Here is a 14,262-nt window from a genome sequence, read left to right as displayed (position 1 = left end):
GACCTGAATCCGGCTGCAAAAATAAACAACCAGACCAAAGGCCTTACCAAGGCGGAAATAAAGCGTTCGCGCTGGGTCACAAACCGCCAACATTCCCGCCAGATGATGCCCCACATGGCACGCCAGTAATGCAGCATAATCATCCCTGAACTCCTTGCGTCAACGCATAAAAGGCGTCTTTAACCGTTGCGGTGCCGGTTTGTTGCAGGACATTACTAACTGATCCGGTCGCCTTGATTTGGCCTTTATGTAAAATAATCAGGCGGTCGTCGGGATAAATTTCATCAATCAAATGGCTGGCCCATAATACGGCGATGTTTTCATCCTTTGCCAAGCGGTGGACATGTTCGACAATGTCCTGACGGCTAGGCACATCAAGGCCTACCGTGGGTTCATCAAGTAATAACAAGGAAGGTTTGTGCAACAAAGCCCTGGAAATCTCCACCCGCCGTCGATGACCGCCATTCAACTGGCGGATTTTTTCGAAACGCCGGCCGTACATATTGAGCCGTTCCAATTCCTGCTGGATTCGCTGTTTCGCGAGCTTACGCCCCATGCCATGCAAGGCCGCATGGTAGCCCAGGTTCTGCATCACCGTCAGATCCATATCCAGTGTGGATTGTTGAAATACCACGCCCAATCTGGCTAAGGCCTTGCCTGTTTGCTTTTTGATGTCGAACCCGCACAACTCGATTCGCCCACTGCGGGCGTCATACAGCCGGGTAATCAGGGAGAACAAGGTGCTCTTACCCGCGCCATTAGGTCCCAGCAACAAAGTACATTCGCCTGATTGGATCATAAACCCAACATGGTCTAGCGCTTTTTTGCCGCTGTACGAAAAGCTCAAATCTTCGATGGCTAAGGCCCTTACTTGGATCAAGGTTTGCATTAAGGGTCGGCTCAAAGTTTGGCTCATGGTTTAACGGCAACACCCCAGGGATAATTGCCCACAGCTATAGATTTGGTGACAGTTAGGCTCTCGAGATCAATAATGGAAACATCGTTACTGACCCCATTCGTCGTGTACAAGCGTTTTTGGTCGGGTGAAAACGCCAGATTCCAAACACGTTGCCCAACCAACAGATATTTTTCCACCTCATAAGTTTGGGCATTAATCACCGCCACGCGGTTGGCAGGGCCTAACGCCACGTACCCACGCTTACTTTCCTTGTCGATGACGACACCAACTGGTTGTATTTTATCCTTGGCCACACCTTGAATCTCAAATCCTATACGCTTGGTAACCTGCTTGGCTTTTGCATCCACAATCATCAGGCTACCTGCCATTTCCGAAGTCACCCAGGCGCTAGTGCTGTCGGCAGTAAACGTGACAGCACGGGGACGCGGATCAACCAGTGTATTCTCGACAATCTCGTTGGTCTTGGCATCAATCCAATGCAACATATTGGTCGTTTCAGAAGTGCTGATAATCCAGTGATTATCGGGGCTAACGGAAATACCCTCCGGCTCCACCCCCACTTTTATCTGCTTAATGGCCTTTTTCTTGGCAATGTCGATAACAGTCACCTTGCTGTCATCCTCATTGGACACATACAGGCGGTCACCTTTCGGATTGAGCGCAAAGGTTTCCGGATCGTCCCCCGAAGGCAATACGCCAATTTCTTTCAAGGTCTCGGTATCGACCATTTTGATAGTGTTGTCATCACTAGCGGCAATGTATAACACCTTTTTGTCAGGGCTGATGGCGATACCTCTAGGCCGTTGACCGACTTCCACCGTTTTGATCAACTTGCCCTCAACCGGATCGACGAGCGCCAGGGCATTATCCTTTTCCAAAGTCACAAAAACGACTTCAGCCTGTGCCAAAGCCGTCACCAGCGACAACAAAATAACACTTAAAACCTGCTTATTCACTACCTACTCCATTGACATTCTGTTTCAGGCTGATCGTAACCTAAAGTGTCCAACTCAGTTTTGGGGTGCAGAAAACCCTCAATGGGCGCAACAGCGACTAATGACCGGGGCGCAGCCAACAACACTGGCTGCCTTAACTGATGATCCCAAGACCGGAATGATAAGGGTGTTCCCTTATAACCCTGTAAAGTAAACTGGTCGCTTAAAAGGTACTCCTTAATCGATTTTAATACGTTCGATTGGGTGCGGGTCGCCGCTTCCCCAATCGCCCGTACAGCTAAATAAGCGCCATAATCCTGCTCCTCCATCCAGTGGCCTGCCCGCTCCTTGAAGCGGTTTTGAATCTGTGTGGCGCCCCATTGTTCGTGAGTTCGATGCCAGGATGTGGCCACCAAACCCTGAGTACCGATAACAGGTCTTGGAATCCAGGTGCGATAATCCAGATATTCCCCAAATAGCCCCTGCTCATCCGCAACCACCAATACATCGTAATCATCACCCTGGGTAAAAACAGCCACATCGGATTGCGCTGACCGTCTGGCATCATACGTGTGTTCCCAGGCCTTTTCCTGGACTATATCCATGCCGAAGCGTTTGGCAGCGCGTTTTATGGCTTCGGCATAGAGCTTATCTTCATCGGTCATACCTATCACCAGGAACCACTTCGTCCAACGTTTTTTCATCATGTACTGTGCGAGTGCATCGGTACGCATAGCCCGGCTGGGCAAAAGATGCAACACATTAGGCCGGCATTCTTTGTTTCGCAAAGCGTCATCGACTGTTGCGGCATCAAAAATCAAAACCTCCGCCACAGCCAGGTCAGCGGTCGTGTTGGTTAAATCGGGAGTTAGATTGGTGACGACATAAGCATACTTTTTTGCAATTTGCTTGTTAAATGTATCGGCAACATTCCCATCTACCGGCACGATAAACTTCTCCAAAGAGAATTGCTGTTTGGTGTACTGGCCTGTTGTGTTGTTATCTTCAATCGCAAGCTCAGCGCCCAAAATACCCTTGTGTTCGAAAACCGGATCAAGATTGGATAATGCTGGGCGTACTTTTTGCGTTTGCGTCAGGTAAGCAATCTTGAAGGCTTGTTTCCCTTTCGCAAACAACAAACCTGGAGCAACTATTTGAAAAAAAATGAAAAAAATCAAACCTATTCGAAGAGACACGTTAGTCGACCACATTTTATTGGCAAGGATTATTAACAAACATTAATTTTAACGGATTCAACAATTTTTTATATTTTAATCACAGAGTTTAACGTCGGCATTTGAAAAATATTGCTTTAAGGTCGATACTTACCCCACTATTCGTCACACTGACGCTTCAACGACTCTATATCCATGCCAAAATCTGACCATCCAGAAAATACCGTCGATAATTGGTTTGACAGTCATGTGCTCGCCCCATTTACGGTCAATCGACGCAAGGGCATACGCTATATCAGAAATGATATGGGCGTATCATTACGTAAAATTGGCCTGTTTAAGTTTAGCTTCCGTGGCAATCAGGATATATCGGTAAAACTGGTTGATATCAGCAGCAGAGGCGTTTTAATTGCAACGAACATAAAACTGCCCATCAACAAAAAGGTTTTTTTAACGATACGCTTTGCTGACTTCAAAGAATTTGAAATCCCCTGTGAAATTGTGCGTAAATCAGTGGGCGCTGTAATTGTTTACGGTATCAAGTTCGATCGCCTCAATGATAACTTGGCCGAGAAATTACTGGCGACGCAACGAAAATTAGTATTCAGGTAGTTCTTCATTTCTACACTATTGGCGCTTTCGTCCAACTAGCCAGTATTTTTATTGTCCGCTTCCTCGCCGAGAAAACGAATAAACCAATATGACAAGCCTTGTGCTCAGCGACCTTTATATCTATCCGGTCAAGTCCCTAGCAGGCATACGCCTATCGAGCTGGCCTGTGGTGGAAACGGGTTTTGAGTACGACAGGAAATGGATGCTGGTCGATAGTGAACAGCAATTCCTCAGCCAGCGCCGGTTGCCCCGGATGGTTTTAATAAAAACCGCGCTAACGGAAACCAGACTGATATTGTCTGCACCCGGCATGGACAACTTGTCCCTGGAACTGGAACCTAGGACAGGGGACATCATTAATAGCACGATTTGGCACGATCAAGTTGATACATTAGCCGTATCGGCTGAGGCGGATGAATGGTTCAGCCGTTTCCTGCACACAAACTGTCGGCTGGTCTACCAACCCGATACAGCTATCCGTCCTGTCAATCCTGGTTTTGCCAAACCTGAAGACCAAACCGCCCTCTCCGACGGCTTTCCTTTCCTCCTGGTTTCTGAAAACTCGCTAGCCGCCCTTAATAAGGCCATGCAGCTTAATTTATCTATGACCCGTTTCCGTCCTAATCTGGTGGTGTCAGGTTGTAAAAGTTTTGCTGAAGACACTTGGCGCGAAATCACCATAGGCCCCATCGGCTTTCGCTTACCCAAACCCTGCTCGCGTTGTTCGGTGCCCGCCATAGACCCGGAGACGGCAGAAACCGGCAAAGAGCCATTAACCACGCTTAACCGCTTGAGAAAATGGCAAAACAAGGTCTATTTCGGACAAAATGCCTTGCATAATCAATGCGGGGTATTGTCAGTCGGGGATAACGTACAGATCAATGTCACCGGCCTCCACCAACCGCCGGTGTAACCGACCCATCAATCCTGATCCGGTCGTTTCCATACTAAATGTCTGGCTCTGGGGTATCGGTGTCCAAAATTCCATTGTCAACCTTTTCTCTGGCTAATTCCGCTAGCGCCTCGTATTTTGCCCGAAACGCATCGAGCTGAATTTCTTCCAATTCCTCAATATCTAACAAGGAATTGTGTGCTCCTTTAGTAGCCCGAATTAATTCATCCAGTTTAATTTGAATCGCTTCCGTGTCGCGGTTTTGTGTGCTTTGAATCAGAAAAACCATCAAGAAAGTGATAATCGTCGTCGCTGTATTAATGACCAATTGCCAAGTATTACTGTAATTGAACATCGGCCCCGTAATTATCCAGACAAGAATTGTCCCGACGGCTAAACCAAAAACGATAGGCCGACCACAAAACCTTGGACAAGCTTTAGCAAACCTTGAATACCAGGTTATCTGTCTCATAAGGAGTTACTCATAAAGTTAGTTAGAAAATAAGCAGATCAATTCAGTGTTTCCTGATCAGACGCCTAAAAACATCCCTTAATACCCCAGCTTTACTGAATCCATCAATTACAGTAGTATTTCACCAGCCGCATTGATCCGCCACAATCTTATTAAAAATCTTGCGTTGCGTCCTTTTCATGTATTCTTCCAGATAACCCCGCTAACCGAACAGAGCTAATGTCCATAACCGATAACCAACCCCCGGCAAATTTTATCCGTCACATTATTGCCGAGGATTTTAAGGACAACAAACACAATGGCAAGGTTGCCACCCGCTTTCCACCGGAACCGAACGGCTATCTGCATATCGGACACGCCAAATCCATCTGCTTGAATTTTGGGATTGCCGCTGAAAACAACGGCACTTGCAATCTCAGGTTTGACGACACCAATCCTGAAAAAGAAAGCATCGAGTATATGGAATCCATCAAACGGGATGTGCAATGGCTAGGCTTTGGATGGAGCGGCTTGTACCATGCGTCCGATTACTTCGGGCAGCTCTATCAGTATGCCGAGCAACTCATCAAACAAGGCCAGGCTTATGTTGACAGCTTGTCGGCTGAAGAAATCAGGGCTTATCGGGGTACACTGACAGAACCCGGCAAGGAAAGCCCTGACCGCAACCGTGCTATAAAAGATAATCTCGACTTGTTTCGGCGTATGCGTGCGGGTGAATTTGCTGATGGCCAGTATGTGCTGCGTGCCAAAATCGATATGGCTGCACCCAATATCAACATGCGCGATCCCGCCATTTACCGGATACGCCGCGTCCATCACCATCGTACGGGCGATGCCTGGTGCATCTATCCCATGTACGATTACACCCATTGCATTTCCGACGCACTGGAAGGCATCACCCACTCCTTATGCACCCTGGAATTTGAAGACCACCGCCCGCTTTATGATTGGGTGTTGGAGCAACTAAACACGCCCTGCCACCCAAAACAGATCGAATTTGCCCGTTTGCAACTGGAATACACCATCGTCAGCAAACGCAAACTCAACCAATTGGTGGCTGAAAAACATGTTAACGGCTGGGACGACCCACGGATGCCCACCCTTGCCGGGCTACGCAGGGCGGGTGTAACCCCCAAAGCGATTCGGGATTTTTGCGAGCGTATTGGCCTGACCAAACAAAACTCATTGATAGAAATGTCGGTGTTGGAATATTGCATCCGTGAAGACCTGAATGAAAACTCACCCAGGGCGCTGGCGGTTTTGAATCCCTTACGGCTGGTTATTGACAATTACCCTGACGACAAAACCGAACAACTCGTCATCAGCAACCATCCACAAAAGCCAGAATTAGGAAACCGTGATGTGCCTTTTAGCAAAGTTATCCTGATTGAACAGGATGATTTCGCCGAAAATCCGCCGCCAAAATTTAAGCGCTTGGTGAACGGCGGCGAAGTCAGGTTACGTGGCGCTTATGTCATCCAATGTAATGAAGTCGTCAAAGACGATAGCGGCAACATCATCGAATTACGTTGCACTTACGACCCCGGCACACTGGGCAAAAATCCCGAAGGCCGCAAGGTTAAAGGCGTTATCCACTGGGTATCCGAGCAACATGCCCTGCCCACAGAAATACGGCTATACGACCGCCTTTTTACGAATCCCAACCCAGACAATGAAGAAAACTTCCTGGACACATTAAATCCGAATTCATTACAGGTTCTTAAGGTGTGCCGAGTTGAATCCAGCCTGGGTAAAGCCACAGCCGACAGCCGCTACCAGTTCGAACGGACAGGCTATTTTTGTTTTGATGCAATAGACAGCGTGAACGGCAAACTAGTATTCAACAGGACAGTGACATTGCGGGATAATTGGGAAAAGGATTGATTGCCCAATTATCAACCGGAAATTTTTAAAAGTCCGGACAAATTGGGGTGAGAGCGGGACAAACTCCAACAATTCAAACCAGCAAATGTTGGGTTACGCTACGATGGATATATCTAACTTAAACCAAGCAGAAGTAAATACCCGTCGAAAACATAGCAAATCTGAGGTGGTTATGATGGTTATCGTATTCGTCGTATGCTTTATTTTTTGTTTTGGGCTATTTCTTGAACAAAGTCCAGTAATTCCGGTGCTGGCTGCAACAGCCGGTGATTGGGATCGCAAATCGTTCTGGTACGAACCGTGGGGCAAGTCGGGTGTCCACAAGGGGATAGATATATTTGCGCGGAAGGGGGCGGCAGTTTTAGCCGCTACTTCCGGACTTGTAATTTATCGCGGGGAATCAGCACTTGGTGGTAAAGTTGCCTGGATACTTGGGCCAAAATGGCGATTACACTATTACGCTCATTTGGATTCAATTTCTGTTAATCCTGGCCAATGGGTAATTATAGGACGTACGATAGGCAAAGTCGGGGACACTGGAAATGCCAGAGGTAAACCGCCGCATTTACATTACGAAATTCTTAGTCTTATCCCAGATGCATCGGGATATTCTTCTGGAACACAGGGGTGGAAACGCATGTTTTATCTTAACCCGGACGAAATATTGCGAGTAGATAATGAAAAAAGACGCTGAAGACAAAACGTTAAAAGCCTTACGAGGGCGCTACGCACTCGGTTTAGGCGCGGAAAATATTCCAATAAATGGGATGAATAGAAAATTGATAAGGCGGTTTTTCGGATTAGGGGCCTGTTTACTGTTGTTGCTATTTGTCGTTTGGGTGCTAAAAGATCCTGAATCGGTCAGTTTCGAGGATTCCCAGCTAACACAAGATAGCAGCAAGATTCAACACCTGGAAACTGGATCTGCGCAATCTTTATCCGATTTGAATAATCGTGAACAAGTTGTCCTAGCCAATTCAAATTCAAATGTTTCTCAAAAATCTCCCGATATTTTGGCATCGGCTAAAAAAGGCGGGAACGATTCAACATCTACCGCGGTTCCCCAGTACTTGGTTATTATCGAATCAACTATTTCGAAAAGCGACGCGATTGAAAAATCAAAAGCGCTCGCTACGCTAGGTTTTTCTAGCGAAGTTATTTTAAGCGTAACGGGCTATTACGGCGTTGTGTTGGGACGTTTTAATCACGAAGAAGCACTAAAAGCCATAGACAAAGCAATAGCGTCCCGCATTGTCACCAATAAACCCTACCTAATGACCATAGAGCGGGTCACGAGCCTTGTATACCCTGCCCATCAATAATTGCGGCTTACAGTCAAGCACGGACTGTGGCTAGTCGTGACCTAACTACACGAGCTTACGCTACGGGTCGGCACTCTATTGTGCGTCGAGTGAACACTTTGGCTTTTATGGGAACCTCTAACACGGCACAAAGGGCAAGCACAAGGCTTGCCCCTACACACCATCAAACATTTGCATTGTCCATCTTCTGAGTTATCCAAGGTTACCTTGGCATTTCTATCCAGCCACATAGGTATTCGTACTTATAGTCTTGAAAAATAACAGGAGTATCCTATCCTATACCTGATGGTTGGAATTTTATTGGGGAAGGAAACCGTGGCAAGGAAAAAGACCTGTTTCAACAGTAATTTTATTTTTTGAGGAAAAATCATGAAAACCATAATGAACAAAGTAATCGGATTTTTTGCTGATGAGAAAGGCGCTGAAACTGCCGAGTGGGCAGTCATCGTAGGGCTTATAGTGGCCATCGGGCTTGCGGTGTACGGCGCTGGTGGGCCTATAGAAACGGCTGTCGGGACTGCTGGCACATCAATAGCAAACGCTATCCCTTAACAAAGCGCGACGACAGCAATCCTATCCGGCCATGTAGGTATTCGTACTTATAGCATTGAAAAATAAGGGGAGTATTCTATCCCTGAAGGTTGGAGTTTTATGGGGGAAGGAAGCCCTGACAAAGAAAGCAACCCGTACCAACGGTAATTTTAATTTTTTAAAGGAAAAACCATGAAAACCATAATGAACAAAGTAATCGGATTTTTTGCTGATGAGAAAGGCGCTGAAACTGCTGAATGGGCAGTCATCGTAGGGCTTTTAATAGCCATCGGGCTTGTGGTGTACGCCCCGGCTGGGCCTATAGGTACTGCTGTTGCTGGTGTTGGCACATCAATAGCAAACGCTATCCCTTAAGCAGCGGATGCTTTTCCCTAGAGCAATCCAGATGGGGGTTGTTAGGGCAGTTAAGGATTTGCGGTTGCACCACGGAAGGTGCTATATACAAGTTGCAAAAGGATTGTTGGCGCAAGCCGCAAGTAAGGAATCCCTTCGTTTTGCCCGGCAAAGCCATCGCTGAAAACAAACAAGTTACAGGTTCGCAAAGTAGTGATTATGGGCCCCCTGCTTGGTCTTTGGTCGTTTGTTGTAAAAAAAGAATGTTCAACTATATTGTTTTTAATATTTCAATTCATCGTGTTGCAATCGTGCAGTTTACACATCAGGGTAATGTCAATTGGGTCGTTAACGAAGTAAGGGGATAAATTATAAAAAATTGGGCATCAAACAGTTAACTTGGTTGAGCCTTCCTGCAAGTTGCTGACAAGGTTGAATAAAGATTTACATGATGGTTCACTTACCGGGTAGTTTTTTATACATTGTTTATTTCATTTTGGCGATATTATTGATTATGTCAGCCATTATTGACCTCATGACCCATAAAATCCCCAACAGCATAGTTCTGCTTATTGCAGGGATAGGATTAAGCCTGAATTTATTCACCTTGGATGGGGTGGGGCTAAGGGAATGTTTGATTGGTTTGATGATGGGCTTAATACTGATGCTGCCCAGTTATATTTTTGCCGGTATGGGCGCGGGTGATGTGAAACTGATGGCGGCCATAGGGAGTGTAGTCGGTGTTGACTCCGTATTGAATATTGTCTTCTTTAGTTATATTGCAATTTTTTTGATGGCGATATTTTTTATTATAACTAAAGGTGATTCCATTAAGCTGGTGCGTCGTTACTGGTTTTTTTTGACGGGCTTGTTGAAGGGTGTTTGGCGTTACCAAAAACCGGACAAAGCCGATGCTGCCAGTTGCCGCTTGCCGCTGGCCCCGGCAATTGCCATCGCAACCTTCTATGTGTTAGGTTCAGAGATTTTCAATTCAGGAATATGGCTAAGGTATGTCACTTTTAGATCTGATTAATCAACCCCGTACCCTAGACGAAAGCGCTCTCGATGTGGAGCTATTGCTTGATTTGACGCTAAAACACTTTCATGAAGCCGGCGTACTGGATTTACACCAGTTGGCCGATAGGATGGGCTTGGCAGGAAACGTGATGGAAGGGATTCTGGGCTTATTGCGTAAAGATTCCCGAATTGAGGTGCTTAGCCCGAAAGAAAACAGCGTAGGCTTACGTTATCTATTAACGGAACTAGGACGTGCCGAAGCGAAAAATGCCTATTTAAGAAGCGGTTACATAGGCCGCGCCCCGATTACGATCAACCATTACCGGCAGTTGGTCGCCACACAATCCGTCTTCGATTGCACGGTCAATAAAGCTCAATTAAAAAGCGTGTTTGCCGATGTCGTTATCGAAGAACAGTTATTCGACCAGTTGGGGCCAGCCTTGCATTCTAAGCGGGCTATCTTGGTTTATGGCGCACCCGGCACCGGAAAAACCTTTGTTTGTAGGCATTTGGCGCAATGCTTAGGCGCCCCTGTTTATCTTCCCTTTGCTATTGCAGTGGGCAGGGAAATTGTCCAGATTTTTGATCCCTTGATCCATAGCCCTGTAGATAAAATCGGCGGGGAAGCGAACTATCAATTTGAAAGCCGCACGGACCAACGCCTGATTTTATGCGAACGTCCGGTTGCAATCAGCGGTGGCGAGCTGACCATGGATCGGCTCGAGATGCATTATGACCCGATCACCCGCTTAAACCATGCCCCTATCCAGCTAAAAGCCAATAATGGAATATTTATCATCGACGATATGGGTCGACAACGTATGCCGCCCATTGAATTGTTAAACCGCTGGATTGTGCCTATGGAAGAACACCTGGATTATCTGACAGTAGGGACAGGCCAGCATTTTCTGGTGCCGTTTGATACCGTGCTGGTGTTTTCAACCAATTTACATCCGCTGGAATTGGCAGATGAGGCATTTTTAAGGCGCTTGGGTTACAAAATTAAGTTTACTGCTATTATTAAATCGCAATTCACGCAGATCTGGGAAAATGTATGCCGGGAACGCGGCATAACGGTTGAAGAAGGCCTACTGGATTGTGTTTTTGACTTGTATGCCCAGACAAAACAGCCTTTTTTGCCATGCCAACCGCGGGATTTAATTGGCATAGGCTTGGACATAGCAGCCTTTAGGGATAATAAAGGACATCTAAGCAAAAAAAACCTGCAGCGTGCGTGGGCTACCTACTTTATTGATATGGCCAAAGGGTGAATGAATGAACAGGCGTTTTTTTATTATGTTGGGCATTGCATTGCTGCTGGCATTACTGGCGGCATGGGTTGCCAATCGTTGGCTACTGAACAGAGTGGTGCCCGATAATACAGTGTCCGTTGTTGTTGCAGCCGTCGAAATACCCTTTGGCATTAAGCTGGAAGAATCGCATGTTAAAGTGGTTGCCTGGCCTGGAAACTCTGCCCCGCAAGGCACTTTTCCATCTAAGGAACAAGTCGTCGGTAGGGTCACTATGAACAAATTCTATCCCGATGAAATCATCACCGATAAAAGAATCTCGGAACATTTGGGCGGCAGCACACTTTCTGCGTTGATTACCAAAGATTATCGTGCCATTTCAGTGAAGGTAGACGAAGTTATCGGTGTGGCAGGCTTTATTTTGCCCGGAAACAAGGTCGATATTCTTGCCACAAAAATGGATCGTACGGCTAACAAGGCAGATACACGCACTTTGTTGCAGAATATTAAGGTATTGGCGGTGGATCAGGAAGCCTCTCAGGAAAAAGAAAAACCGGCCATCGTCCGGGCGGTTACACTGGAATTAACGCCGAGCCAAGCCGTAGAAATTGCCCAGGCACAGCAGGAAGGAACGATACAGTTGACCTTAAGGAACCCGCTGGATGGCGAAATCGAAGACACGTCGGAGAAAGTGGTCGAAGTGCTTGAGAAAAAACAAGTAACAAAACATGCCCGAAAGGTAATTCCATGGTAGACCCATTTTAGGGAACCTCAAAAAAATCAAAAAACTCCTTCTCCTTTCGGGAGAAGGTTGGGATGAGGGGATTTTTAGGGGTTCCCATAAATTAATGTTTGTTATCATCAGATGAGAGAGTCATGAACCAAAGAATTAACCCAGCGTTAGCCTGCATTTTCTCAATTATAGCCTTATTTGCCGTAAATCATTCCGTTTCGGCGAAGAGTGGCACGGGCTTAAACTCTGTCAAAGTGCAGGTTGCTTTAAATAAGTCCAGGCTGATTAAGCTGCGTAGCCCTGTGGCGGAAATATCTCAGGCCAATCCGGCTATTGCGGATTTCCCCGTAGATGCGGAGACCGCAGAGACCAGTTTTATTCCGCCAAACCAGTTATTGATCCGGGGCAAATCCTTAGGCACAACCAATTTATATCTGTGGGACGCTAACGGGAACATCATCAAAATGCTGGATATCGAAGTGACGCATGACGTGGACTCCTTAAAAGCCCAATTACATGAGGTGCTCCCGAATGAAAGGATCGCAGTCCGCTCAGCGCAGAAAAACATCGTGCTAAGCGGCGAAATCAGCACCCTGGCTAATATGCAGGCGGCTATGGATGTGGCGCAAGGTTATTTAGGGTCTTCGTCCAGTTTGACATCAAAACCTCAAGGCGGTGGTGGTGAGGGCAGTATAAACGTCAATACCAATTCACAATCGGTGCGTCAAGAAAAAAGCAAAGGCGACGTCCCGAACGTAATCAATCTAATGAGTGTCGGCGGTGCCCAACAGGTTATGCTGGATGTTAAAGTGGCCGAGATTGACAGGAAACTGATCAAGGGCCTGAATGTTAAATTTAGCGCATTGCAAGTCTCCGATTCATTTTCGATTGGGGCGATTAATGGAGGCGGGAGTGCAAATCCAACGGGTATCGGCGGATTGCTTACGCCCCATAGTTTTGATGCCGGTGCGGTTTTTTTGCAGGCCATCAGTGGCCAATTCCTTTTCAACTTGACCGTCGATGCTGCCAATGATCAGCAGTTGGCGAAAATTTTAGCCCAACCCACCTTGACGACGCTGTCAGGTCAACCGGCTACTTTTATTTCGGGTGGTGAATTCCCTGTTCCGGTGGCACAAGGTGGGACAAACAACGGGTCGATTACCATTATATTTAAAGAATTCGGTATCGGTTTAAAATTTGTGCCGGTAGTGCTGGATTCGGGACGGATTAACCTGAATATGAATGTCAGTGTCAGCGAACTCTCGGAAGATGCCGCAGTTGTCGCGGAAATACAGGGGACGAGCACAGCGCTGGTCATACCGTCACTGACTAAACGGGAAGCCAGCAGTACGCTGGAGTTGGCGGATGGACAGACCATGAGTATTGCCGGGTTAATCAGCGATAGATTGCGCGAAAATGTCAATAAGTTTCCTGGGCTGGGCGATATACCGGGGTTGGGTGCGTTATTTCGCAGTTCAAAATTCCTGAACCAACAAACAGAACTGGTGATTTTCGTCACCCCCCGCCTGGCTAAACCGATATTGGCGCAGAACGCGCAATTGCCGACCGATAGTTTTGTTAAGCCGGATGATGTCGATTTTTATGTTCTGGGCCGCACCGAATCCAGGAAAGTCCGAAACCGTTGGGTCGAAGACAAAGTCCATACTACCAGCAATAAGGGTGGCCTTGATGGCGAGTATGGTCAGCAATTAATAGAAGGTGGTCAATAATGCAAACACTCCCTAAAAATAATATCAGGCTAGTCGTGACTGGCTTATGGTTGTTAACTTCGATGACAGGCTGTGCCGAGTGGGATTCTAGGCCAGTCGTTGTTGACGAAAATTTCGGTCAGGCAGTCAATAATATGGTCAAAAATCAGACCTTGTACCCCGAAAATGGTCAAAACGATAATCCCATCCTGACGCTGGATGGAAAAAAAGCCGAAGGGGTGATCAGGGCCTATCGCGAGGGCGCTTCGGAAAAACTTGACAAGGCCAAGCTAGGGCCTAAGTTTGATGTTCAAAATGTCGGCGGCTCCAATGCCGATTAATGATTGAAAAACTGGTTAATTTGGGAATTGATCCCAACCGTTATCAGGAGCAAAAGTATGAAAGTGGGTTGTTTAAAGAAGCAGCGTGGAGTCGCCATTCCATTAGTCACTATAGT

General features: G+C 46.8%; 16 protein-coding genes and 1 pseudogene. 12 read left to right on the top strand and 5 right to left on the bottom strand.

Annotation, left to right across the window (positions count from 1 at the left end):
* The 4 genes and pseudogenes from ACLQ6D_RS04210 to ACLQ6D_RS04195 all read right to left on the bottom strand — a co-directional run.
* Positions 1-143: pseudogene (locus tag ACLQ6D_RS04210) on the bottom strand (multidrug ABC transporter permease); the annotation flags it as partial.
* Positions 140-916: an ABC transporter ATP-binding protein gene (locus tag ACLQ6D_RS04205; RefSeq protein ID WP_411726038.1), complete on the bottom strand. Its 777-nt coding sequence runs from the start codon at positions 914-916 to the stop codon at positions 140-142. The pseudogene ACLQ6D_RS04210 and the gene ACLQ6D_RS04205, both read right to left, overlap by 4 nt.
* On the bottom strand, positions 913-1,875 hold the full coding sequence (locus tag ACLQ6D_RS04200; RefSeq protein WP_411726037.1) for a PQQ-dependent catabolism-associated beta-propeller protein: 963 nt from the start codon (positions 1,873-1,875) through the stop codon (positions 913-915). Before ACLQ6D_RS04200 ends, ACLQ6D_RS04205 begins: the two co-directional genes overlap by 4 nt.
* Positions 1,875-3,065, bottom strand: coding sequence for an ABC transporter substrate-binding protein (locus ACLQ6D_RS04195; protein ID WP_411726036.1), 1,191 nt, complete (start codon positions 3,063-3,065; stop codon positions 1,875-1,877). The genes ACLQ6D_RS04200 and ACLQ6D_RS04195 overlap by 1 nt, the downstream gene beginning before the upstream one ends.
* Positions 3,066-3,224: 159 nt before the next feature.
* On the opposite strand from ACLQ6D_RS04195, the gene ACLQ6D_RS04190 reads away from it, so the two are divergent.
* Positions 3,225-3,641: a PilZ domain-containing protein gene (locus ACLQ6D_RS04190; protein ID WP_411726035.1), complete on the top strand. Its 417-nt coding sequence runs from the start codon at positions 3,225-3,227 to the stop codon at positions 3,639-3,641.
* Between the two features lie 88 nt (positions 3,642-3,729).
* On the top strand, positions 3,730-4,554 hold the full coding sequence (locus ACLQ6D_RS04185) for an MOSC domain-containing protein (RefSeq protein ID WP_411726034.1): 825 nt from the start codon (positions 3,730-3,732) through the stop codon (positions 4,552-4,554).
* A gap of 34 nt (positions 4,555-4,588) precedes the next feature.
* Here ACLQ6D_RS04185 and ACLQ6D_RS04180 read toward each other — a convergent pair whose 3' ends face one another.
* Complete coding sequence (locus ACLQ6D_RS04180; RefSeq protein ID WP_411726033.1) at positions 4,589-5,005, bottom strand: low affinity iron permease family protein; 417 nt, start codon at positions 5,003-5,005, stop codon at positions 4,589-4,591.
* Between the two features lie 219 nt (positions 5,006-5,224).
* Between ACLQ6D_RS04180 and ACLQ6D_RS04175 the strand changes: the two genes are divergently transcribed.
* From ACLQ6D_RS04175 to ACLQ6D_RS04130, 10 genes are all read left to right on the top strand, one after another.
* On the top strand, positions 5,225-6,889 hold the full coding sequence (locus tag ACLQ6D_RS04175) for a glutamine--tRNA ligase/YqeY domain fusion protein (protein WP_411726032.1): 1,665 nt from the start codon (positions 5,225-5,227) through the stop codon (positions 6,887-6,889).
* Between the two features lie 103 nt (positions 6,890-6,992).
* A complete protein-coding gene (locus ACLQ6D_RS04170) occupies positions 6,993-7,583 on the top strand; it encodes a M23 family metallopeptidase (protein WP_411726031.1) in 591 nt (196 codons plus the stop codon).
* Positions 7,567-8,211, top strand: coding sequence for a hypothetical protein (locus ACLQ6D_RS04165; protein WP_411726030.1), 645 nt, complete (start codon positions 7,567-7,569; stop codon positions 8,209-8,211). Before ACLQ6D_RS04170 ends, ACLQ6D_RS04165 begins: the two co-directional genes overlap by 17 nt.
* Before the next feature lie 369 nt (positions 8,212-8,580).
* Positions 8,581-8,763, top strand: coding sequence for a Flp family type IVb pilin (locus ACLQ6D_RS04160; RefSeq protein ID WP_411726029.1), 183 nt, complete (start codon positions 8,581-8,583; stop codon positions 8,761-8,763).
* 171 nt (positions 8,764-8,934) lie between these two features.
* Positions 8,935-9,117, top strand: coding sequence for a Flp family type IVb pilin (locus tag ACLQ6D_RS04155; protein ID WP_411726028.1), 183 nt, complete (start codon positions 8,935-8,937; stop codon positions 9,115-9,117).
* A gap of 427 nt (positions 9,118-9,544) precedes the next feature.
* On the top strand, positions 9,545-10,129 hold the full coding sequence (locus ACLQ6D_RS04150; RefSeq protein ID WP_411726027.1) for a prepilin peptidase: 585 nt from the start codon (positions 9,545-9,547) through the stop codon (positions 10,127-10,129).
* Positions 10,107-11,384, top strand: a complete 1,278-nt coding sequence (locus ACLQ6D_RS04145; protein ID WP_411726026.1) for a hypothetical protein — start codon at positions 10,107-10,109, stop codon at positions 11,382-11,384. The genes ACLQ6D_RS04150 and ACLQ6D_RS04145 overlap by 23 nt, the downstream gene beginning before the upstream one ends.
* A 4-nt stretch (positions 11,385-11,388) precedes the next feature.
* Positions 11,389-12,117, top strand: coding sequence for a Flp pilus assembly protein CpaB (gene cpaB / locus ACLQ6D_RS04140; protein ID WP_411726025.1), 729 nt, complete (start codon positions 11,389-11,391; stop codon positions 12,115-12,117).
* 122 nt (positions 12,118-12,239) lie between these two features.
* Entirely contained in the window at positions 12,240-13,826 is a 1,587-nt protein-coding gene (locus tag ACLQ6D_RS04135; RefSeq protein WP_411726024.1) for a type II and III secretion system protein family protein, read from the top strand.
* A complete protein-coding gene (locus tag ACLQ6D_RS04130) occupies positions 13,826-14,146 on the top strand; it encodes a hypothetical protein (RefSeq protein WP_411726023.1) in 321 nt (106 codons plus the stop codon). The genes ACLQ6D_RS04135 and ACLQ6D_RS04130 overlap by 1 nt, the downstream gene beginning before the upstream one ends.
* Positions 14,147-14,262: the final 116 nt, after the last annotated feature.

It is taken from the genome of Methyloglobulus sp., assembly GCF_046714055.1.
Taxonomy (GTDB): Bacteria; Pseudomonadota; Gammaproteobacteria; order Methylococcales; family Methylomonadaceae; genus Methyloglobulus.
This window is presented reverse-complemented; position numbering and strand designations above follow the sequence as displayed.